Annotated in this window: 20 protein-coding genes; 13 read left to right on the top strand and 7 right to left on the bottom strand. The window is 64.9% G+C overall.

Translation table 11 applies throughout. From position 1 onward, the window contains the following. Positions 1 to 52 precede the first annotated feature (52 nt). The 6 genes from KDC96_RS12195 (at position 53) to KDC96_RS12170 (ending at position 6,953) form a co-directional block, all read left to right on the top strand. The gene (locus tag KDC96_RS12195; protein WP_212448690.1) at positions 53 to 748 is read left to right on the top strand and encodes a M23 family metallopeptidase; all 696 of its coding nucleotides are present in this window, start codon (positions 53 to 55) and stop codon (positions 746 to 748) included. Between the two features lie 212 nt (positions 749 to 960). Next, positions 961 to 2,505, top strand: a complete 1,545-nt coding sequence (locus KDC96_RS12190; RefSeq protein ID WP_212448689.1) for an acyl-CoA synthetase — start codon at positions 961 to 963, stop codon at positions 2,503 to 2,505. Beyond that, entirely contained in the window at positions 2,505 to 3,797 is a 1,293-nt protein-coding gene (locus tag KDC96_RS12185; RefSeq protein ID WP_212448688.1) for a cytochrome P450, read from the top strand. The genes KDC96_RS12190 and KDC96_RS12185 overlap by 1 nt, the downstream gene beginning before the upstream one ends. Before the next feature lie 195 nt (positions 3,798 to 3,992). Continuing rightward, entirely contained in the window at positions 3,993 to 4,661 is a 669-nt protein-coding gene (locus KDC96_RS12180; protein WP_212448687.1) for a YqiJ family protein, read from the top strand. A 151-nt stretch (positions 4,662 to 4,812) separates the two neighbouring features. Next, complete coding sequence (locus KDC96_RS12175) at positions 4,813 to 6,477, top strand: flotillin family protein (RefSeq protein ID WP_371815557.1); 1,665 nt, start codon at positions 4,813 to 4,815, stop codon at positions 6,475 to 6,477. 74 nt (positions 6,478 to 6,551) lie between these two features. Further along, positions 6,552 to 6,953, top strand: coding sequence for a DUF4259 domain-containing protein (locus KDC96_RS12170; protein WP_212448685.1), 402 nt, complete (start codon positions 6,552 to 6,554; stop codon positions 6,951 to 6,953). Here KDC96_RS12170 and KDC96_RS12165 read toward each other — a convergent pair. Beyond that, positions 6,950 to 7,831 (bottom strand): UTP--glucose-1-phosphate uridylyltransferase, encoded by an 882-nt coding sequence (locus KDC96_RS12165; protein WP_212448684.1) that lies wholly within the window; start codon positions 7,829 to 7,831, stop codon positions 6,950 to 6,952. The genes KDC96_RS12170 and KDC96_RS12165 overlap by 4 nt on opposite strands. A gap of 115 nt (positions 7,832 to 7,946) precedes the next feature. Between KDC96_RS12165 and murA the strand changes: the two genes are divergently transcribed. Continuing rightward, on the top strand, positions 7,947 to 9,230 hold the full coding sequence (gene murA / locus KDC96_RS12160) for a UDP-N-acetylglucosamine 1-carboxyvinyltransferase (protein WP_212448683.1): 1,284 nt from the start codon (positions 7,947 to 7,949) through the stop codon (positions 9,228 to 9,230). On the opposite strand, the gene KDC96_RS12155 is transcribed toward murA, so the two are convergent. After that, positions 9,227 to 9,454 (bottom strand): ribbon-helix-helix domain-containing protein, encoded by a 228-nt coding sequence (locus KDC96_RS12155; protein ID WP_212448682.1) that lies wholly within the window; start codon positions 9,452 to 9,454, stop codon positions 9,227 to 9,229. The two genes, murA and KDC96_RS12155, sit on opposite strands and share 4 nt — an antisense overlap. A gap of 86 nt (positions 9,455 to 9,540) precedes the next feature. Between KDC96_RS12155 and KDC96_RS12150 the strand changes: the two genes are divergently transcribed. Beyond that, positions 9,541 to 10,323: a DUF4019 domain-containing protein gene (locus KDC96_RS12150; protein WP_212448681.1), complete on the top strand. Its 783-nt coding sequence runs from the start codon at positions 9,541 to 9,543 to the stop codon at positions 10,321 to 10,323. A gap of 21 nt (positions 10,324 to 10,344) precedes the next feature. Here KDC96_RS12150 and KDC96_RS12145 read toward each other — a convergent pair whose 3' ends face one another. The 3 genes from KDC96_RS12145 to KDC96_RS12135 all read right to left on the bottom strand — a co-directional run bounded on the left by KDC96_RS12145 (position 10,345) and on the right by KDC96_RS12135 (position 12,728). Beyond that, the gene (locus KDC96_RS12145) at positions 10,345 to 10,998 is read right to left on the bottom strand and encodes a PilZ domain-containing protein (RefSeq protein ID WP_212448680.1); all 654 of its coding nucleotides are present in this window, start codon (positions 10,996 to 10,998) and stop codon (positions 10,345 to 10,347) included. Positions 10,999 to 11,116: 118 nt separating this feature from the next. Next, the gene (gene phbB, locus KDC96_RS12140; protein ID WP_212448679.1) at positions 11,117 to 11,839 is read right to left on the bottom strand and encodes an acetoacetyl-CoA reductase; all 723 of its coding nucleotides are present in this window, start codon (positions 11,837 to 11,839) and stop codon (positions 11,117 to 11,119) included. A 124-nt stretch (positions 11,840 to 11,963) separates the two neighbouring features. Then, positions 11,964 to 12,728: a hypothetical protein gene (locus KDC96_RS12135; protein WP_249171783.1), complete on the bottom strand. Its 765-nt coding sequence runs from the start codon at positions 12,726 to 12,728 to the stop codon at positions 11,964 to 11,966. 362 nt (positions 12,729 to 13,090) lie between these two features. On the opposite strand from KDC96_RS12135, the gene KDC96_RS12130 reads away from it, so the two are divergent. From KDC96_RS12130 to KDC96_RS12110, 5 genes are all read left to right on the top strand, one after another. Beyond that, positions 13,091 to 13,498 carry a DUF3576 domain-containing protein gene (locus KDC96_RS12130; protein ID WP_249172021.1) on the top strand — a complete coding sequence of 136 codons (408 nt, stop codon included), beginning with the start codon at positions 13,091 to 13,093 and terminating at the stop codon, positions 13,496 to 13,498. 25 nt (positions 13,499 to 13,523) lie between these two features. After that, entirely contained in the window at positions 13,524 to 16,031 is a 2,508-nt protein-coding gene (gene leuS / locus KDC96_RS12125) for a leucine--tRNA ligase (RefSeq protein WP_212448677.1), read from the top strand. After that, positions 16,031 to 16,549, top strand: a complete 519-nt coding sequence (gene lptE, locus KDC96_RS12120; RefSeq protein ID WP_212448676.1) for an LPS assembly lipoprotein LptE — start codon at positions 16,031 to 16,033, stop codon at positions 16,547 to 16,549. The genes leuS and lptE overlap by 1 nt, the downstream gene beginning before the upstream one ends. After that, the gene (gene holA, locus KDC96_RS12115; RefSeq protein WP_212448675.1) at positions 16,546 to 17,610 is read left to right on the top strand and encodes a DNA polymerase III subunit delta; all 1,065 of its coding nucleotides are present in this window, start codon (positions 16,546 to 16,548) and stop codon (positions 17,608 to 17,610) included. The genes lptE and holA overlap by 4 nt, the downstream gene beginning before the upstream one ends. A 102-nt stretch (positions 17,611 to 17,712) precedes the next feature. After that, the gene (locus tag KDC96_RS12110; RefSeq protein ID WP_212448674.1) at positions 17,713 to 19,116 is read left to right on the top strand and encodes a sugar transferase; all 1,404 of its coding nucleotides are present in this window, start codon (positions 17,713 to 17,715) and stop codon (positions 19,114 to 19,116) included. Positions 19,117 to 19,134: 18 nt separating this feature from the next. On the opposite strand, the gene KDC96_RS12105 is transcribed toward KDC96_RS12110, so the two are convergent. Together KDC96_RS12105 and lptC are read right to left on the bottom strand one after the other, a co-directional pair. Further along, entirely contained in the window at positions 19,135 to 19,731 is a 597-nt protein-coding gene (locus tag KDC96_RS12105; RefSeq protein ID WP_212448673.1) for an LptA/OstA family protein, read from the bottom strand. Continuing rightward, entirely contained in the window at positions 19,731 to 20,396 is a 666-nt protein-coding gene (lptC, locus tag KDC96_RS12100) for an LPS export ABC transporter periplasmic protein LptC (RefSeq protein WP_212448672.1), read from the bottom strand. Before lptC ends, KDC96_RS12105 begins: the two co-directional genes overlap by 1 nt. Between the last annotated feature and the right edge of the window lie 23 nt (positions 20,397 to 20,419).

The raw sequence follows: 20,419 nt of genomic DNA, 5'->3' as shown, positions 1-20,419 counted from the left end.
TCGATCGATATTGGCAGGCGAACAACGCCGCATGGATGGGACCGGGTCAGATATGAGCACGCTTTTTCAGCGGCAGTTTTCCAAACTCGCAGGCGCGTTATTCGCTGCCGCGACTTTGATGGCGGCGAGTCCCGTACTCGCCAATTCGTCTTCCAACGCAGCCGCAGCGGATGTGGCCGAACCGATCCGCGAAGCGCAGGGCGGCACTTTGGCCACCGGCGACAAGAAGTTTCGCGAACTGTTCGCCACCTGGGTGGCGCTCGACAAGGCCGGGCCGGACGCTCCGGTGGAGCGGGCGATCGTAGCGATTCCGTCTCGCATGCCGCTGGCCGGTTCGGTGATGACCAGCGGTTATGGGATGCGCGATCATCCGGTGCTCAAGCGGCGCGCACGGCATAAGGGTGTCGATCTCGCCGCGCCGACCGGAACGCCGGTCTATGCCACCGCCGACGGCGTGATCGAACGCGCCGACTGGTTTTCGAGCTACGGCCTTTACATCAGCATCGATCATGGCGCGGACCTCGAAACGCGCTACGCGCACCTGTCGCGCCTGGCGGTTGCTGCCGGCGAGCGCGTGCGCAAAGGCGACCTGATCGGTTACGTCGGTTCGACCGGGCGATCGACCGGTCCGCATCTTCATTACGAGGTGCGTGTCGACGGGGTTGCAGTAAACCCGATTCCCTATATGGTGGATCGCGAGCCTCGGGTTGCTGCCAATGAGCAGCTGACCGGGCAGGGCGGCGACTGAGCTCCGCAAGAGTTTACCCGCCTGGAAGCGGGTCGGACATTGGAGAGGGTGTCCGAGTTTGGGCGGCGGGTTTTCCCGCCGCCTTTTTTGTGTGCTGCTGCCTCGCTCCTCGCGCGATCCGATTTCACTTGCGAGGCGGGGGCACCCCGCTAGGTTTCTCCCGAGAGAAACAGCCCGGCCGGATCAGGCTGGAGGCTGGACGGGAGATTTGAATGAGCCTGCATCCGATCGCCCATGCCGCGAACCGACCGGATCATCCCGCCGTCATCATGGCGGGATCGGGACGGCAGATGACCTATCGCGCAATGGACGATGCCGCGAACCGCTTCGCCCAGTTGCTGCGCGCGCGCGGACTGGCGCCCGATGACGCCTTCGCGGTGCTGCTCGAAAACCGGATCGAGTATTTCACGCTGGTCTGGGGATCGCAGCGCGCAGGCACCCTGCTGGTTCCGATCTCGACCCGGCTGACCGCGCCTGAAATCGTTTACATCCTGCGCGACAGCGGTGCGAAGCTGCTCATCACCTCGCGCATGTTCGACGGTGTGATGGCGGATATTCGCAAGGAATGCCCCGACCTGGAGGTGCTGATTGCCGGAGAAGACGGACCGGAAGGCTTCGACGCGGCCCTGGCGCAGCATCCTGCCGAGCCGATCGCGGACCAGCGCGCGGGCGCGACGATGCTTTACAGTTCGGGCACGACCGGCAGGCCCAAGGGGATCCGCCCCGCCCCGCCCGAGGACCCCGATCCGCAGGCGCTCATCCCGTTCCTGGGACTGGCAACGATGGGGGCGGGGATGCCCACCGACGGATCGATGGTCTATCTCTCGCCCGCCCCGCTCTATCACGCGGCTCCGCTTGCCTGGTGCGCCGCGGCGCAACGGCTGGGCGCGACGCTGATCGTTCTCGAGAAATTCGATCCCGAAGGTGCGCTTGCCGCGATCGAGAAATACAAGGTCACCGACAGCCAGTGGGTGCCGACCCATTTCGTGCGCTTTCTCAAGCTCGATCCGGCGATCCGGACCCGGTACGACCTGTCGAGCCACAAACGCGCACTCCACGCCGCCGCGCCCTGCCCGGTGCCGATCAAGCGCGAGATGATCGAATGGTGGGGGCCGATCGTGAACGAGTATTATGCGGGCTCCGAAGGGATCGGCATGACGATGATCGGCGCTGCCGACTGGCTCGCGCATCCCGGCTCGGTCGGGAAGGCAATCTACGGCACGGTGCACGTCTGCGGTCCGGACGGCGAGGAGGTGCCGGCGGGCACGGACGGACTGATCTATTTCGAGAACGCGCTGCTGCCGACCTATCACAACGATCCCGAAAAGACCGCCGAGGCGATGCATTCCAAGGGCTGGATGACGCTGGGCGATATCGGCCATCTCGACACGGACGGGTATCTCTATCTCACCGATCGCAAGAGCCACATGATCATTTCGGGCGGCGTCAATATCTACCCGCAGGAGATCGAGAACCTGCTGGTGAGTCACGACAAGGTGATGGACGCAGCAGTGATCGGCGCGCCCGATCCCGACCTCGGCGAAAAGGTGGTTGCCGTGGTTCAGCCGATCGACATGAGCGAGGCAGGCGACGCGTTCGAGAAGGAATTGCGCGATTATCTTGCCCCGCAGCTGGCGCGGATCAAGATGCCCAAGCTGTTCGATTTCCGGCCCGACCTGCCGCGTGAGGCGAACGGCAAGCTCTACAAGCGCGAGCTGCGCGACGAGTACGCTGCGAAGGCGAGCGAGAGCGCCTGATGGCGGGCGCTCCTGCTACCCTGCCGAGCGATGTGGCGCGCCAGGTGATCGCACCCGAATCCTACGCCGAATGGAACGGGCTGCTCGATACGTTCGACCGGCTCCGCGAGGATTCGCCGGTCGCGAAGGTCGTCGCCGAAGACGATTCGTTCGAACCGTTCTGGCTCGTCACCCGCTACGATGACGTGATGCGGATTTCGAAGGACAATGCCACTTTCCTCAACAATCCCAAACCGGTGGTCTTTGCGACCCGGCAGGCGACCGCGTTCAGCCGCGCGGCGACGGGTTCGAACATTCTGGTCGATTCGCTGGTGGTGTTCGACGCGCCGATCCACCCGAAATACCGCAAGCTGACGCAGGACTGGTTCATGCCGCGCAATCTCGCGCGGCTCGAAGGCGAAATCCGCGAACTGGCCCGGCGTACGGTCGACCGCATGGTCGCAGCTGGCCCCGAACTCGATTTCGTCAAGCAGGTCTCCGGACCCTATCCGCTCCGCGTGGTGATGCAGATCCTTGGCGTCCCGCCCGATGACGAGCCGCGCATGCAGATGCTGACCCAGCAGCTGTTCGGCGGGCAGGATGCCGACCTGTCGGGCAGCGGCATGGAAAACATGACGCCCGAACAGGTGGTGCAACTGGTTGCGGGAGCGGTGAAAAGCTTCGAGGACTACTTCGCGCAGCTTGCCGCAGATCGCCGCGCCAATCCGACCGACGATGTCGCCAGCGTCATCGCCAATGCGACGGTCGACGGCAAGCCGCTGCCGCCGCGCGACATGGCGGGGTATTACATCATCGTCGCAACCGCCGGGCACGATACGACGAGCGCATCGACGGCAGGCGCAATGCAGGCGCTGGCCAGCGACCCTGAGCAATGGGCCCGGGTGCGGGCAGACCGTTCGCTGCTGCCCGGCATCGTCGAGGAAGCAATCCGCTGGACCTCGCCGGTGCAGCATTTCATGCGAACCGCCGCCAAGGACGTCGAGATCGGCGGACAGCAGATCAAGGCGGGCGACTGGATGATGATCAATTACGTTGCGGCCAATCATGATCCTGCGCAGTTCGAGAGCCCGCGGCGGTTCGATGCGGCGCGTTCGCCCAATCGGCACCTCGCGTTCGGGGCTGGGGCGCATCAGTGCCTGGGCCTGCACCTGGCGCGGCTCGAAATGCGGATCCTGTTCGAGGCTTTGCTCGACCGGATCGAGACGGTCGCGCCCGCAGGCGAGGCAAGGCGGGCGAACAGCACGTTTGTGGGTGGATTGAAGAGCCTGCCGATCAGCATTTCGGCGGCCTAAGCTATGAATATGGGGCGCGCGCGCAATAAAACAAGGGCTGAGCGAAAAGAAAAACGCAATCAGTGCACTAATACGACACAATGTCCGATTTTCCTGTTATTTTCGGGCAACTTGTGCTAATTGATTGCTCATGGATCGAGCGGGGGTCATCGTGCGTATCAGGGGAATGTCGAGGCGGATTGCAGGGGGCATTCGATGAGCATTCTCGAAGCCTATAACATGCCCTTCGCGGTGGCTCTGGCTCTTCTGGCATTCGTCGCGATCGCGCAGATCATCGGCGCGGGGGACATGTTCGGCGGAGATGCCGACCTTGATCTCGATTTCGACATGGACGCCGATATCGATGCGGATATCGACGGTGCGGATGCCATTTCGGGCGGCGGGTTCATCGCCGGTCTGCTGAGCCTGATCGGGCTCGGCAAGGTGCCGCTCCTCGTCTGGCTGACTCTGTTCCTGGTGGTCTACGCCGCGATCGGCGTTTCGGGACAGGCGCTGGCGATCAACCTTACCGGAGGTCCGCTGCACACCGGCCTCGCGGGAGTGCTCGCCGCGATCGGCACGCTGCCCGTCACCGGGATCGTGGCGCGACCCGTGGGCGCCTTGCTGCCCAAGGACGAAACCAGCGCAGTCGGCCTCGACAGCCTGATCCGCCGCGATGCCGAGGTCCAGATCGGGACGGCGCGGGCAGGTTCGCCAGCGCGCTCGAAGGTGATCGACCGGCACGGCCATCCGCATTTCGTGATGGTTGAGCCCAACGATCCGAACGCAATTCTTGCCGAGGGGGAAACGGTCCTCCTGGTGCGCCGCGAAGGCGAAAGATTCTTCGCGGTGCAGTATGAAAATCCAATGCTCGGTCTCGAATAATCGGGATCATACCGAAACCGGGCCCCAGCAATCCGCGCGCGGCAAGCCCCACTGACGCGCCGCACACGCAACAGGAGGAATAATGGAACTCTTCGACATCCTACTTTGGGCGGCAGTGATATTCGTCGCCTTCCTCGTCATCGTGATTTCGATGACGATGCTCTATCGCCGCGCGTCGAAAGAGATCGCGTTCGTGCGGACGGGCGTGGGCGGCGAGAAGGTCGTGATGAACGGCGGCGCACTGGTGCTGCCGGTGTTCCACGAGACCATGCCGGTCAACATGAACACGCTGGTGCTCAGCGTCGTCCGCCGCGACGGCGAAGCGCTGATCACGCTCGACCGCCTGCGGATCGACGTAAAGGCCGAGTTCTACGTTCGTGTCCGCCCGGATGCGGGTGCGATCGCCATGGCGGCGCAGACGCTCGGCCAGCGCACGATGCAGCCGGAAATGCTCAAGGACCTGGTCGAGGGCAAGTTCGTCGACGCGCTGCGCTCGGTCGCGGCGGGAATGAGCATGAACGAGCTGCACGAGCAACGCGCGGACTTCGTCCAGAAGGTGCAGCAGGTCTCGTCGAACGACCTGGCGATGAACGGTCTCGAGCTCGAGTCGGTCTCGCTGACCGGACTCGACCAGACCTCGATCGAGCACTTCAACGCCAACAACGCGTTCGACGCCGAAGGTCTGACCAAGCTCACCGAACAGATCGAGGCGCGCAAGAAGCTGCGCAACGATATCGAGCAGGACACCCGCGTCCAGATGGAGACCAAGAACCTCGAAGCCGACACGCGCAGCTTCGAAATCGGGCGCGACAAGGAATATGCGCGGCTCCAGCAGGAACGCGAGGTCGAAATCCGCCGGGCGTCGCAAATGTCCGAGATCGCCCGCGAACAGGCCGAGCGCCAGCGTGAGGCGGATGCTGCGCGGATCGAGGCCAAGAAGCAGGTCGATGCGCAACAGATCGAAGCCGACCGGCTCGTCGAGGAAGCGCGGATCGACCAGCAGCGCGCACTCGAGATCGCCCGGCAGGAACAGCAGATCGCGGTTCAGAACAAGTCGCGCGAGGAAAGCCAGGCCAAGGCCGAAGCCGATGCCGCGCGTGCGCTGGCGGTGGCTGCGGAGGAGCAGGTCGCGACCGCGCGCGAGAGCGAAATCGCCGAACGCCAGAAGAAGATCGAGCTGATCGAAGCGGCGAAGCAGGCCGAGCGCGATGCCATCGGCATCAAGGTGGAGGCCGAAGCGGAGAAGGACGCGGCGACCAACCGCGCCGAAGCCGCCAGGCTCGAGGCCAAGGGTCTGGCCGATGCCGAAATCCTGAAGGCCGAAGCCGACCGGGTGCGGTTCGAAGTCGAGGCCGCCGGTCAGCAGGCGATCAACGAAGCCGCCAACATCCTGTCGATGGATCAAATCAGCCTGCAGACGAAGCTGGCGCTGCTCAAGGTCCTGCCGGAGGTCATCCGCGAAAGCGCGAAGCCAATGGAAGCGATCGATTCGATCAAGATCGTGCAGGTCGACGGGCTTACCAACGGCGGTGGTTCCGGCGGCAATGGCCGCACCGGCGGCGGCACGGGCAACCTTGCGACCGACGCGGTGTCGGCCGCGCTCGCCTACCGCGCGCAGGCCCCGGTACTCGACGGGCTGATGAAGGAGCTGGGCCTCGACGGCTCTTCGCTCGGCACGCTGGTGCAGGCGGCGACCGCCGACCCGTCCAAGCCGATCGGCGAAGTCATGTCGGAAATATCCTTCGACAAGGACATCGCCGCGCCCGAAGGCCTCGGTGTCCAGGGCGACGATCCGAAAGACGAAGCCGCCGAGTAAACCGCGCATCGATTGCGGCTTCACATTGCGATTCCCCCTGACTAGCCTTCGCGCCGATCAGGGGGTTTTGCATTATGGGTGCGTGGGGAACAGGACCGTTCGAGAACGATTCGGCGCTGGATTTCGTCCATGAAGTGAACGGCGCCGATGTGCTGGTGAGAGCGTTCGAAGCGGCAAACACCGATTACATCGACGTCGACGAGGCGAGTGCCATCGTGGTTGCTGCGGAGTGCGTGGCGGCGCTCAAAGGTTTCGCCCATCCCGACCTGCCCGAAGATCTTGCAGCGCAAATCGCCGGGTTTGCCGAACCGGATGCCGAACTGATTGCGCTCGCCCGTGGAAGCCTCGAAGCGGTCATGGATGACAGCGAACTGGTGGAGCTGTGGAACGAAGGCGAGCCGAACGAGGAGAGCAATCGGTTCCATGCCGAAATGGCCGGACTCGCTGAACGTCTCGCCAAGGCCGCCGGGCCTTAACCCAGCAACCTTTCCGCCATCGCGCGCACTTCGGCGCCCATGTCCTCGCGCTCCAGCGCCAGCGCCAGCGTCGCCTCCACGAAACCGAGCTTGCTGCCGCAATCGTAGCGGTTGCCGTCGAAGGTCACGGCGTGGAACGGCTGGGTGCCGATCATCCTGGCCATCGCATCGGTCAGCTGGATTTCGCCGCCAGCGCCCTTTTCCTGATCTTCCAGCACACGCATCACTTCGGGCTGGAGGATGTAGCGGCCCGAGATGATCTTGTTGGAGGGGGCTTCGGCCTGCGGCGGCTTTTCGACCAGGCCCTTCACCTGGGTCAGCGCGCCGTCCTCGGAACCGGGGTCGATCACGCCATAGCTCGAAACCTCTTCCATCGGCACTTCGAGCACGCTGATGAGGTTGCCGCCGACCTGATTGTAGGCATCGACCATCTGCTTCATGCAGCCGGTGCCGCCGGGCCTGCCGATCATCAGCTCGTCCGGAAGGAAGATCGCGAAGGGTTCATCGCCGACGATCGCGCGTGCGCACCAGATCGCATGGCCGAGGCCCATCGGCACCTGCTGGCGCACCGTGATGATATCGCCCGGCGTCGCGCGGGTCGGTTCGAGCACGCCCATGTCCTTGCCGCGCTCTTTCATCGTGTCTTCGAGCTCGTAGGCGACGTCGAAATGCTCGACGATCGCGGTCTTGCCGCGCCCGGTGACGAAGATCATCTGCTCGATCCCTGCCTCGCGCGCTTCGTCGACCGCGTACTGGATCAGCGGGCGATCGACGATCGGCAGCAATTCCTTGGGGATCGCCTTGGTCGCAGGCAGGAATCGCGTGCCCAGCCCGGCCACCGGGAAGACGGCTTTCTTGATCGGTTTGTGCGCAGTCATGTTCGGCCTCCCAGCTTGCCGGATCCTCGTGCCGTGCACGCTTCGCAAGGTCAACGTCCACTATCGGTTCGCGCGTCAGTTGCGCGAAATGCGCGATGCGCTAAGGCGAAAAACCATGGACAAACTCATCATCAAGGGCGGCAATCGCCTGTCGGGCACGATTCCGATTTCGGGCGCGAAGAACGCCGCGCTCACGCTCATCCCCTGCGCGCTGCTGACCGAGGAACCGGTCACGTTGCGCAACCTGCCGCGGCTCGCCGATATCGACGGGTTCCAGCACCTGATGAACCAGTTCGGGGTGACCACCGCGATCCAGGGCACGCGGCCCGAGGATTTCGGGCGGGTGATGACGCTGGAGGCGACGCGGATCACCTCGACCGTCGCGCCTTACGACCTGGTGCGCAAGATGCGCGCGTCGATCCTCGTGCTCGGCCCGATGCTGGCGCGGATGGGCGAGGCGACCGTTTCGATGCCCGGCGGCTGCGCGATCGGCAACCGTCCGATCGACCTGCACCTGAAAGCGCTCGAAGCGTTCGGGGCGGAGATCGAACTGGCGCAGGGCTACGTCAAAGCGATCGCGCCCGACGGCGGTCTGCCCGGCGGCGAATACGATTTTCCGGTCGTCTCGGTCGGCGCGACCGAGAATGCGGTTATGGCGGCGGTGCTCGCCAACGGCACCAGCAGGCTGTTCAATGCTGCGCGAGAGCCGGAAATCGTCGACCTGTGCAACCTGCTGGTCGCGATGGGCGCTGAGATCGAAGGGATCGGGACCTCCGACCTGACGATCCACGGGGTCAAGCGGCTGCACGGCGCGACCTACCGGGTGATGGCCGACCGGATCGAGGCGGGTTCGTATGCCTGCGCCGCAGCGATCACCGGCGGCGATGTGCGGCTCGAAGGGGCCAAGGCCAGCGACATGCAGGCGACGATCCACGCGCTGCGCAGCATCGGCGTGCATGTCGACGAGGACGCCAAGGGTATCGACATCCGGACCAACGGCGCGCTCAAGCCTGCCGATCTCACCACCGCTCCCTATCCCGGGCTGGCCACCGACATGCAGGCGCAGCTGATGGCGCTGCTGTGCAAGGCCGAAGGCACCAGCGTGCTCAAGGAAACGATCTTCGAGAACCGCTTCATGCATGTGCCCGAACTCGCGCGGATGGGGGCCAATGTCAGCAGCGAAGGGCGAACCGCGATCGTCAAGGGAGTCGATCACCTGACCGGCGCGGAAGTGATGGCGACCGATCTGCGGGCTTCGATGAGCCTGGTGATCGCCGGGCTCGCCGCCGAGGGCGAAACGACGGTGCGACGGCTCTATCACCTCGATCGCGGGTACGAACGGCTCGAGGAAAAGCTCCAGCTGGTCGGCGCCGATATCGAGCGGGTCGGAGACGACTAGGATCGGCTCACCAGCCACACCCGGATCGCGCTTGCGAGACCGGGCGGGGTCTCGGCCCTGATCCGTTCGGCATCGATGCGGGCCACCAGCGCGTTGATCGGCACGCTTTCCCTTGTCGCCGCCTCGCGCAGCATGTCCCAGAATATCGGCTCGAGACTGATCGAGGTCTTGTGCCCTTCGATCTGGATCGAGCGCTTGACCGGGGGATGATAGCGGGTCGCCATGGATGGCGCGATACAATGCGCGCGGAATGACGGCACGAGTTTTTTGGGGTGGCTGCCGGGTCCCCGGATTGCCTAAAAGGCCGCCCATGTCGCGCGCGATCGAGCAACTCACCGAAAAGGAGAAGGAAACGCTGCGCCTCATCGTGCGCGGGCACGATGCGAAATCCTCGGCCAGCCACCTCGGCCTGTCGGTGCATACGATCAACGAGCGACTGCGCGCGGCACGGCGCAAGCTCGACGTGACCAGCAGCCGGGAGGCGGCGCGAATGTTGTTCGAACGCGAGACGCATACCCCCGAAAATTCTGCCTACGATGATTTGGGGGATGCGGGTCGGGCGACGGAAGGCGATGCTTCTTCAACCCGCAAGGCGTCTCGATCCGGGGCGCCGGGACAGGTGCCCCGCTGGGCGCTGTGGATTGGAGGACTTTCGATCATGTCGATCCTTGCCGCTCTTGTCGTCGTTTCATCGCTGTTCGGGGAGGGACTGGCCCCGGAGCCAGCCGATCCGCACAGCGTGACCACCCCCGCAGTCGCCGAGGCCGATGCCGCGAGGGAAAGCGCCGCCCGCACCTGGCTTGCGCTGGTCGATGTGGGCAACTGGCAGGCAAGCTTTGATGCGGCAGGCAAATCGTTTCGCGATCTCAACACTGTCGCAGGCTGGATAGCCGCGTCCGAGCAGGCGCGCGTGCCGTTGGGGACGGTCGAAAAACGCGAGGCGATCGCGTTTGAATACGCGAACGCACCGCCACGCGGCTTTCACATTGTCCGCTTCCGCAGCGATTTCGAACACCGCGCGGGCGTGATCGAAACGATAACGCTCGAGCGTGAGGACAGCGGCCTGAAAGTCGTCGGCTATCTGATCGATTGAGCTTGGATGTCTGCCAGCCGGTCAGGCGGCGCGCGAATTCTCCAGCGCGCCGGCCAGCCGATCGGGCAGGCGCGGATCGAAAGGTTGCAGCCGGATCGCCGTCACGGCCAGCTCTTCGATCGTCAGCGGGTGCTGGAACTGCATGCCGAACTGCGTCCCTGTCTGCCAGCGCACCTGGCCGAGCCGTTGCGGCAGGCCGAGCGCTTCGAAACTGACGAGCCGGTCCTGCGGGTGCAGGCCTTCGCTTTCGAACTTGGCGCCTTCGCGCGAAATGTCGAGCAGCCGTACGCGGGTGATCGTCCGCCCGTCGGTGATCCGCGCCTGCGCGGCGATTTCGAGCCGGATCGGGCGATTTTCGTAAGGACTTTCCTCGTGCAGGAAATCATTGAGAGAAATCTCGCTGCCGAACCGGTAACCGGCCTGGCGCTTGCCAGCCCAGACACGCTCCAGCGGGTAGGTCAGGCCGTTGGTCGTCTGCAGGATGATGCGCGGTTCGGGCGGTGCTTCGTGCAGGAAGCTGAGCCCGATCCCGAGCTCCGACAGATCGCGGATCAGGCAGACATATTCGCCCGCCTCGCACACAACCTTGGCGATGCGCAGCATCGCGGATTTGCGGGTCGCTGCGCGTTTCTTCGCGTAGGTTCCGCCGTCAACCTCTGGCTTTGTATCGGCCATAATGCACCTGACCCCTTCGCTCGCCGTGGTATTCGATAACCAAAACTAACCCGCTGTGGTTAACGAATTGCCAACAGGCCGGGCGGTTTCGGCAGCCGGGGCGGCGAGAAAGCCGATGTCAGTACATGTGCTGGCCGCCATTGATGCTCATGGTCGAACCGGTGACGAACCCGGCATCGTCGGAGCACAGGAAGCTTACCCCGCGCGCGATTTCGCTGGCCTGACCAAGCCGTCCGACGGGGATTTTGGCGACGATCTTCTCTAGCACGTTGTCGGGCACGGCGGCGACCATGTCGGTATCGATATAGCCCGGCGCGATCGCGTTGACGGTGATGTTGTAGCGCGCGCCCTCCTGCGCCAACGCCTTGGTAAACCCGTGGATGCCCGACTTGGCGGCGGCGTAATTGACCTGGCCGTATTGCCCCGCCTGCCCGTTGATCGAGCCGATATTGACGATCCGTCCCCAGCCGCGCTCCTTCATGCCCGGGAAACACGCCTTGGCCATGTTGAAGCAACCTCCGAGGTTGATGCGCATCACATCGTGCCAGTCGTCGTAGCTCATCCTGAGCAGCGTCCCATCGCGGGTGATGCCGGCATTGTTGACCACCACGTCGATCGGGCCGACTTCTGCGGCCACCCTGGCGCAGCCTTCCAGCGCGGCTTCGTGATCGCCGACGTCCCACTTGTAACATTGAATGCCGAGCTCTTCGGCGCAGTGATTGGCAGCCTCGTCATTGCCGCCGTAATTGCCGACAACGGTGAAGCCGTCGGCCTTCAATTGTTCGCAGATTGCCCGGCCGATCCCGCGCGTTCCTCCTGTGACGATGGCGACACGGCTCATACAATTCCTCCAGCGGTGTGATGTGGGATTCGGAGACTAGCGATGCCGTAGCGTCGAGCAAAGAAAAACCCCGCCGGAGCGGGGTTCGAGCGAAAAAAGGATCCGAGGCGAGACCCCGCAGCCGTCAGAACCGAATCTGCGTTCCGACATAGACAGCCTGGCTGTCCTGCACCGAGTTGGTCAGCGGGTCGATCCGCTCGCGCTCCTGCGACAGGCGGACACCGGCGGTCACGTCGAGATTGGGCGACAGGCGGAACGACCCGCCGACATCGACCGTCTGCGCGCCGAGCGAATCGAGCGTATTTTCGGATCGGCCAGCGATCTGCTTGTCCTCAAGCGCGATCCGCGGCTGCAGACGGCTGGGCTTGTCTTCGCGAGCCGGGCGCGCCGGTTCGAATTCCGCGAGATCGGGAACGCTCAGGTCGCGCACGGTCTTCGGCAGTTCGACCTGCCGCGCGAAGCTCTGGTAACCGCGCGCGGTCCCGAGATTGTAGCGGGTCGGTTGCAGCGCCGCGATGCGATTGGCCGCGGCTGGAACCGCGTCGACTGCCGAGCGGACCGAAATCGCCTGCGCGGTCTGGTTATCGACCCGCACGGCCACGGTTACGGTGCGCTCGCCCTGGCCGGACTTCGCGGTCGCCGGGGTAAACCGGATGCCGCGTTCGCGCGCCTTGCTGACGACGCGGGCGGCGAGATCGGGATCGACCGAAGCCGGGGTGAAGTATTCCAGCGCGGGACCGGAGAAGCCGGGACCCTGCTCGGTGAGCGAGACTACTGCGAAACCGGTCGAGGGAACCGCAAGCGCCAGTGCGCCGACCGCAGCAAGCAGCGGCAGCGTGCGCTGCGTTTTCGCTGTCCTGATCGGCCATGCCGGCATCGTGGCTCGCATCCCCTGTCAATCTGTCCAGGCGCGCCATCGATAGGGCAATCCGCCTGAACGACTCGTGAGTCTCTCTACAAGACTGTCAGGATAGGACCGCAAACGCTGGTAACGCAATCTTTTCCACAAGCTAACTCGCGACTCCGCGGAATACTGTTGCCCCCGGCACACACGAACTCCCCCGCGCGGGTCGCAATTCAGCCTGCAGCAAGGCCCAGTGGACAACCACCATCGCCAGCTTTCGCGAGCCTGGTGCGGTTTGGACGCTTGCCGCTGCGTCCGCGAGCTTTATAGAGCCAGACAAGCAGAAAAAGGGATTTTTTGCAGTGACACGCGCCAACACTCCGTTCTCGTTCACAACCCGTCTCGCACTGGCAGCTGCGCTGGCGCTCCCGCTGGCGGCCTGCGGCGGAAACGATCGCCCGACGACCGAGCTGCAATCCGCGCAGATCAACACGATCGGGGTCAACGCCTATCTTTGGCGCGCGGCGCTCGACACGGTGAGTTTCGCGCCGCTGCTGCAGGCAGACAGCGCGGGCGGCGTGATCGTGACAGACTGGTATGCAAACCCCAGCAATCCGGGCGAGCGGGTGAAGCTGACCATCACCATCCTCGACCAGGATCTGCGCGCCGATGCGCTGCGGGTGGCTGCGACGCGGCAGGTTTCGCAGACCGGCACCTGGGTCGATGCGCCGGTGCAGGCCGCGACCGTGCAGAAGCTCGAAGACATCATCCTCACCAAGGCCCGCGATCTGCGGCGCAAAGCCGTAGCCGGATAGACCTTTTCGCGTTAGCGGATATTCCATGACCGATACTCGTTTCGATCCGTCCACGGCCGACGGACGCTGGCAGCGTGCATGGGAAGAGGCGGGGACTTTCACCGCCGATTCCGCTTCGCCCAAGCCCAAGAGCTATATCCTCGAGATGTTCCCGTATCCCAGCGGGCGCATCCACATGGGCCACGTGCGCAATTACACGATGGGCGACGTGCTGGCGCGCTACAAGAAGATGCGCGGGCACGAAGTGCTGCATCCGATGGGGTGGGACGCGTTCGGGATGCCGGCGGAGAACGCCGCGATGGAAAAGAAGGTCCATCCCGGCAGCTGGACCCGGTCCAATATCGAGGCGATGAAGGCGCAGCTGAAGCGGATCGGCTTCGCGCTCGACTGGACCCGCGAATTCGCGACCTGCGATCCCGAATATTACGGCCACGAGCAGGCGCTGTTCATCGACATGTACGAGGCCGGGCTGGTCTATCGCCGCCAGTCGGAGGTCAACTGGGACCCGGTCGACATGACGGTGCTCGCCAACGAGCAGGTGATCGACGGCAAGGGCTGGCGCTCGGGCGCCGAGGTCGAGAAGCGCAAGCTCGACCAGTGGTTCCTCAAGATCACCGATTTCGCCGAGGATTTGCTCGCAGGGCTGGGCGAGCTGAAGGACTGGCCCGACAAGGTCCGGCTGATGCAGGAAAACTGGATCGGCAAGTCGCAGGGACTGGAGTTTTCGTTCGATCTCTCGAACGGCGAGAAGCTGCCGGTCTACACCACACGTCCCGATACGATCTTCGGCGCAAGCTTTGTTGCGGTCGCTGCGGACCATCCGGTTGCGCAGGCGCTGGCGGGCGAGCGCGACGTTGCGGCGTTTATCGAGCAGTGCAAGAAGGGTGGCACCACCGCTGCCGAACTCGAAACCGCCGAGAAGCTGGGCTTCAGGACTGAGCTCACCGCAAAACACCCTTTCCGCGATCAGGCTATGCCTGTGTTCATCGCCAACTTCGTGCTGATGGACTACGGCACCGGCGCGGTGATGGGAGTGCCCGGGCACGACCAGCGCGACTTCGAATTCGCGACCAAATACGAACTTCCGATCCAGCGCGTCGTAGCGAGCGATGTGTCGCTGGCCGATGCACCGATGGGCGATGAGGCAGAACCGGGCGATGGCGTGTGCGTCAACTCGGATTTCCTCGATGGCATGAGCGTGGAAGACGCCAAGGCCGAAGTGATTCGCCGCGCCGAAGACGGTGGCTGGGGCCAGGGTACGACCGTGTGGCGCTTGCGCGACTGGGGCATTTCGCGTCAGCGGTATTGGGGTACGCCGATCCCGTTCATTCACTGCGATTCGTGCGGCGTCGTGCCGGTGCCGAAAGAGCAGCTGCCGGTCGTGCTGCCCGAAGACATCGACTTCGAAACGCCGGGCAATCCGCTGGTGCGGCACCCTACCTGGAAGCATGTCGATTGCCCCAAATGCGGCGGCAAGGCTGAGCGGGAGACCGACACGCTCGATACTTTCGCGGATTCGTCGTGGTACTTCCTGCGCTTCGCCAGCCAGCCCGACGATGCGCCGTTCGATCCCGCGGAAGTCGCCGCCTGGCTGCCGGTCGAGCAATATATCGGTGGGGTCGAGCACGCGATCCTGCACCTGCTCTACGCCCGTTTCTGGACTCGCGCGCTCGAACGGATCGGCAAGCTCGAGCTGACCGAGCCGTTCGCCGCGCTGTTCACGCAGGGCATGGTGACGCACGAGACCTACAGTCTCGGCGATGGCTCATGGCTCAGCCCCGACGAGGTCCGCAAGGATGGTGCCGACTGGGTGACGGTGGAAGGCGGCAAGCCGGTCACCGCCGGCCGCGTCGTCAAGATGTCGAAATCGAAGAAGAACGTCGTCGATCCCGACAATATCATTGCCAGTTACGGCGCGGATGCGGTGCGCTGGTTCATGCTGTCCGACAGCCCGCCCGAACGCGACCTGCCGTGGTCCGAAAGCGGGATCGAAGGCTGCTGGCGCTTCGTCCAGCGGCTGTGGCGGCTGTTCGACAGCTACGATCCGGACGCCACCGGAGAGGACAAGCCGCTCGCGCGCAAGACGCACCAGACCATCGTCGCCGTGGCCGAGGATATCGAATCGCTCGGCTTCAACAAGGCAGTCGCCCGCCTCTACGAACTCACTGGGGCCGCCGAAAAGGCGCAACCGGGCACCGACCGCAACTTCGCCATCACCGCGATCCTGCACATGGTCGGCCCGATGATGCCGCACCTTGCCGAAGAGGCGCATGCGAAGATGGGGCACACCAGCCTGATCGCCGACGCCGCCTGGCCAGAGCACGATCCCGCGATGCTGGTCGAGGACGAAGTCACCATCGCGGTCCAGCATATGGGCAAGCTGCGCGACACGCTCACTGCGCCCAAGGGAGCGCCGAAGGAAGACCTCGAAGCGCTTGCGCTCGCATCCGAGAAGGTCCAGCGTTCGATCGATGGAGCTCAGGTGCGCAAGGTGATCGTGGTGCCCGACCGGCTGGTGAATATCGTAACCTGATGCGCAGGCCGTTCGCCTTGGCGGCGCTGCTCGCGCTCGTCCCGTCCTTGGCGGCCTGCGGGCTGCAACCGATGTATGCGGGCGGCAGCAACGCTGCCTTGCCGCAGGGGCTTGCCGCGGTCGACGTGCCGGCGATCCCCGGTCGGGACGGGTGGCTGGTGCGCAACGCGCTGAAGGATCGGCTCGGCGTCGCGGGAGACACCGCCCCCGCCTACCGTCTCGACGTGCGGCTCGACGATTCCCTCGAGGCGCTCGGCGTGCTCAACGACGACACGATCAGCCGCGAACGCCGCATCCTGCGCGCGCGCTACCAGCTGATCGACCTTGCGACCGGCGAGATCCTGCTCGATGCGACGTCCGGCGCCGACGCCGGGATCGACGTGGTGTCGAGCGAATACGCCACCATCGCCGCCGAGCAGACCGCGCTCGAAAACCTCGCTGAAGAGGTTGCCGAGCGCATGGCGACGCGGATCGCGCTGACATTGCGCAACCACCGCAACGGGCCATCGGGCCAGTGAAGGCCAACCAGCGCGATTTCGCCCGCGGCGTCCCGCGCAGCGCTGCCCAAGCCTCGATCTTCTTCTTCTGCGGCCCTGACGAAGCGGGCGCATCCGCAGCCGCCAAGGCGGTGATCGACGCGCTCGACGATCCGGGTGAGCGGGTCGATGTGGCGGGAGCCGATCTGCGCAAGGACCCGGCGATGCTTGGCGACGAGGCCCGGTCGGGATCGCTGTTCGGCGATCAGCGTCACATCCTCGTGCGCGCCAGCGGCGACGAGGCGCATGACGCGCTCAAGGCCTTGATCGAAACGGGCGAAGCGGGTGCGGGCGAGGCCGCGCCGGTACTGATCGTCGCGACCTCCGCAACCGACAAGTCGCGCACCGCCAAACTGCTCGAAAAGCGCAAGGACGCGCTGGTGGCGATGTTCTACCCGCCCGATCTTGCATCGGTCGCGGTGTCGGTGCGCGGCATGGCGGACGCGGCGGGCCTGCGGCTCGGCGGCGACCTGGCGGAGCGGATCGCGCGCGGTGCCGGGCTCGACGTGCGACTGGCGCAGTCCGAAGTCACCAAGCTCGCGCTCTATTGCGACGCCGATCCGCAATCGCCCAAGACCGCGTCGGTCGAGGATTACGAGGACATCGGCGCTTCGACCGAAGAGGACGGGTTCCAGCCGCTCGTCAACGCGGTGCTGGGTGGAGAAACCGGTCGGCTCGACAGGGAAATCCATCGCCTGCGAGAGCTCGGCCTCAACCCGGTCGGCCTGCTGCTGGCACTGGAGCGGCGCGCGGCGCAGCTTGCGCAGATCACCGCAAAACTCGGCCCGCGCCCCGATTTCGACGCGCTGGGCAAGGGCGAAAAGGCGCAGCTGGGAATCTTCTGGCGCGAGGAACGCGACATCCGCCAGCAGCTGGCATGCTGGAACCTGCCCGAACGGCGCGGCGCGAAGCACAGCAAGCTGGAACGCCTGATCCCGCGCCTCGTCGACCTGCATCGCACCTTGCTGGCCAACAGCCAGACCGCGCAGCTGCTGCTGGCGCAGGACCTCGCTGAAATCGCCCGGTTCGCCGCCAAAAGGTAGATTTCCCGGGAAAAATCCCGCTCGCACTCGCACAATCGGTAAATTCTTCGCTATGGCTGCGGCTAAGGGATACTACGTGGCTCGCCAAGGGAACAGGCACGCATGAACACGCACACCGGGCCGCTGCTGACGACAGCCCAGCCCGACTTGGTCGAACGCAAGATCGCTCCCTCGCTCGAGCGGCGTCGGCTGCGTGCCTATACCCTGATGCTGCTGATCGACGCGGTTCTGCTGAACCTCGCCTTCGCGCTGGCGTCGCTGCTTTACGAAGGCGAATGGTGGGAACCGCGCACCATGCTCGCTGCGCAGACGATCCTTCCGGTGTATTTCACGATCGCGCTGTACAATTCCACCTATGGGGTGAGGGCGCTCGGAGACTGGCTGTTCGCATCGCGCAAGGCTCTGATCGCACTGGGTATTTCGGCGGGACTGCTGAATTTCGTCGCATTCTACCTCAAGGCGAACGCAGAGTTTTCGCGCGTCGCCATGACGCTCGGCCTCGTATTCAGCGCCATCGCCCTGATGTCGTTCAGACGGCTGGTGCCGATAATCATCGATCGTTTCTGGGCGGGGAGGATCCGCAACCAGCTGGTCATTAACGATGGCGGGCCGAGCTTTTCGCTGGCGAAGTGTTCGACGATCTCCGCAGCGAAGTATGCGCTCGACCCGACCAGCCACGATCCCTTCATGCTCGATCGACTCGGCAAGCTGCTGCGCAACCAGGATCAGGTGGTGGTCAGTTGCCCGCGCGAGCGGCGCGCGAGCTGGGCGTTCCTGCTGAAATCTTCGGGCGTCTACGGCGAGATCGTGAGTGAGCCGGCGCACGAGCTCGGCGCGCTGGGGGTCCATCGCTATTCCGCGCAGGAGCGCACGACCCTGGTGGTATCGACCGGCCCGTTGGGGCTGCGAGGCCGGATCACGAAGCGCCTGTTCGATATCGTTGTCGCGCTGGCGGGACTGGTGGCGCTCTCTCCGGTGCTGTTGCTGGTCGCGCTGGCGATCAAGCTCGAGGATGGCGGACCCGTCCTGTTCGTGCAGCGTCGGCTGGGGCGCGGCAACCAGTTCTTCGACATGCTCAAGTTCCGCTCGATGCGCACCGGCAAGCTCGATCTGGATGGCGAGCGATCGACCTCGCGCGACGACGATCGCATCACCCGCATCGGCGGCTTCATCCGCCGCACCAGCATCGATGAACTGCCGCAGCTGATCAACGTGCTCAAGGGCGACATGTCGGTGGTCGGCCCGCGCCCCCATGCTCTGGGAAGCCGCGCCAACAGCAAGCTGTTCTGGGAAGTCGACAGCCGGTACTGGAAGCGCCACTCGCTCAAGCCGGGGCTGACCGGGCTGGCGCAGGTGCGCGGCCATCGCGGCGCGACCGAGGAGGAAAAGGACCTGACCGATCGGCTGCGTTCGGATCTGGAATACATCTCCAACTGGTCGCTGGGCCACGACGTCGCGATCCTGTTCAGGACCGTGTGGGTGCTGACTCACGAAAACGCGTACTGACGACCCTGCGGCCCCAGGCTAGTCGCTGCCGCCGTCCTGCGGCACCGAGAAGCTGCCGGTCACCCGTCCGCTGCCCGATTGGCCCGCTCCCGGCGTGCCGGTGCCCGAAGCCCGGCCATCGACGCTCGCGAGGCCAGAGCGCAGGTCGATCACCAGCCGTCCGCCATTGAGCGTATCGGTCCCGCGGCGCAGCCGCACGTTGCCGGCCATGGTGATGATCCGGCGGTTGAAGTCGTAAATCGCCACGTCCCCGTTCGCGCGCTCGTTGCCGCGGGTGACGGTGACGCCGCCGGTCGCGGTGATTCGGTCGATCCGCAGGGATCCGGTGTCATCGTAATTGACCAGCGTGCGCGCGGATTGCACCCGCAGGCCGGCCTGGTCGATCACGACGTTGCCGGAAAGCACCACCCGGTTCTGCCGATCCTGCAATTCGATCCGATCAGCCGCGTAGTTCACCGGCGCGTTGGTGTTGTGGCTGGCGATGCCCTGCGCCTGCAGGCCGATCCCGCCGATCGCCACCAGCCCGAGCGCAAATCCGCCTGCCGCCCATCCGAACGCAACCCGGCTCAACCGGTGGCGGCGCGGCTGGATCGATCGGTCGGTGTCATTCGCCATCACGGTACCCTCAACTTTCCCGGGATCATCGACAGTCGCGCATTGCCGTCCAGCGCGATCGTGCGCGCGCCGAGATCGGCTTCGATCGCCCGCGCCGAGAACGCACCCGCGGGGACCTTGCCCTCGACCCCGTTGTCGCCGCGCATCGTGCGCGCCTGCAGATCGACCGACACGCCGCGCGCCGTCATCGTGTAGCCGTCGGCCGCAGTCAGCCGCACCTCTCCGTTGATCGTCACCACTTCCTCGTCGATGTCGTAGGTGCCGCCGGGCGCGCTGATCCGCGCCGGCCCATCGGTAAGCAGCAATTGGGCGACGAGATCGTCCATCCGCACCAGCCCTTCCACGCTCGAGCGCTGCACGGCTTCACCGGCGGTGATCGAGAACGGTCGCCCTTCGTCGTCGCGCCCACGATACATCGCGTTGTCGACGCTCAACCGCTCGTTGATCATCGCCACCTTGTTGCGATCGAGCAGAAAGCTGACCTCGCCGCGCGGCGAAAGCGGAGTGATCACCATCAGCGCCGCGATCAGCCCGACCGCCATCGGCAGCGCGCGCGCGAGAAAGCCGACCAGCCGATCGTGCGATCCGCCCGGCGCGGCGAGATGCTGGCGCTTGCTGCGCAGAGCCATCGCTTCGCTGGTTTCGATGCGGCGCTTGGTAATCATGGCGGCGGTGTATCGCTCCGTGG

The sequence above is a fragment of the Erythrobacter sp. JK5 genome (assembly GCF_018205975.1).
Lineage (GTDB): Bacteria > Pseudomonadota > Alphaproteobacteria > Sphingomonadales > Sphingomonadaceae > Erythrobacter.
This window is presented reverse-complemented; position numbering and strand designations above follow the sequence as displayed.

What these genes read in the sequence shown, in the direction of transcription:
- KDC96_RS12145 (WP_212448680.1), bottom strand. Translation starts at nt 10,998, where the DNA reads ATGGCCGATACAAAGCCAGAGGTTGACGGCGGAACCTACGCGAAGAAA.
- KDC96_RS12165 (WP_212448684.1), bottom strand. Translation starts at nt 7,831, where the DNA reads ATGACTGCGCACAAACCGATCAAGAAAGCCGTCTTCCCGGTGGCCGGG.
- KDC96_RS12135 (WP_249171783.1), bottom strand. Translation starts at nt 12,728, where the DNA reads ATGCGAGCCACGATGCCGGCATGGCCGATCAGGACAGCGAAAACGCAG.
- KDC96_RS12105 (WP_212448673.1), bottom strand. Translation starts at nt 19,731, where the DNA reads ATGGCGAATGACACCGACCGATCGATCCAGCCGCGCCGCCACCGGTTG.
- KDC96_RS12110 (WP_212448674.1), top strand. Translation starts at nt 17,713, where the DNA reads ATGAACACGCACACCGGGCCGCTGCTGACGACAGCCCAGCCCGACTTG.
- KDC96_RS12190 (WP_212448689.1), top strand. Translation starts at nt 961, where the DNA reads ATGAGCCTGCATCCGATCGCCCATGCCGCGAACCGACCGGATCATCCC.
- KDC96_RS12185 (WP_212448688.1), top strand. Translation starts at nt 2,505, where the DNA reads ATGGCGGGCGCTCCTGCTACCCTGCCGAGCGATGTGGCGCGCCAGGTG.
- leuS (WP_212448677.1), top strand. Translation starts at nt 13,524, where the DNA reads ATGACCGATACTCGTTTCGATCCGTCCACGGCCGACGGACGCTGGCAG.
- KDC96_RS12155 (WP_212448682.1), bottom strand. Translation starts at nt 9,454, where the DNA reads ATGGCGACCCGCTATCATCCCCCGGTCAAGCGCTCGATCCAGATCGAA.
- KDC96_RS12180 (WP_212448687.1), top strand. Translation starts at nt 3,993, where the DNA reads ATGAGCATTCTCGAAGCCTATAACATGCCCTTCGCGGTGGCTCTGGCT.
- lptC (WP_212448672.1), bottom strand. Translation starts at nt 20,396, where the DNA reads ATGATTACCAAGCGCCGCATCGAAACCAGCGAAGCGATGGCTCTGCGC.
- murA (WP_212448683.1), top strand. Translation starts at nt 7,947, where the DNA reads ATGGACAAACTCATCATCAAGGGCGGCAATCGCCTGTCGGGCACGATT.
- KDC96_RS12150 (WP_212448681.1), top strand. Translation starts at nt 9,541, where the DNA reads ATGTCGCGCGCGATCGAGCAACTCACCGAAAAGGAGAAGGAAACGCTG.
- KDC96_RS12170 (WP_212448685.1), top strand. Translation starts at nt 6,552, where the DNA reads ATGGGTGCGTGGGGAACAGGACCGTTCGAGAACGATTCGGCGCTGGAT.
- lptE (WP_212448676.1), top strand. Translation starts at nt 16,031, where the DNA reads ATGCGCAGGCCGTTCGCCTTGGCGGCGCTGCTCGCGCTCGTCCCGTCC.
- phbB (WP_212448679.1), bottom strand. Translation starts at nt 11,839, where the DNA reads ATGAGCCGTGTCGCCATCGTCACAGGAGGAACGCGCGGGATCGGCCGG.
- KDC96_RS12195 (WP_212448690.1), top strand. Translation starts at nt 53, where the DNA reads ATGAGCACGCTTTTTCAGCGGCAGTTTTCCAAACTCGCAGGCGCGTTA.
- KDC96_RS12175 (WP_371815557.1), top strand. Translation starts at nt 4,813, where the DNA reads ATGACGATGCTCTATCGCCGCGCGTCGAAAGAGATCGCGTTCGTGCGG.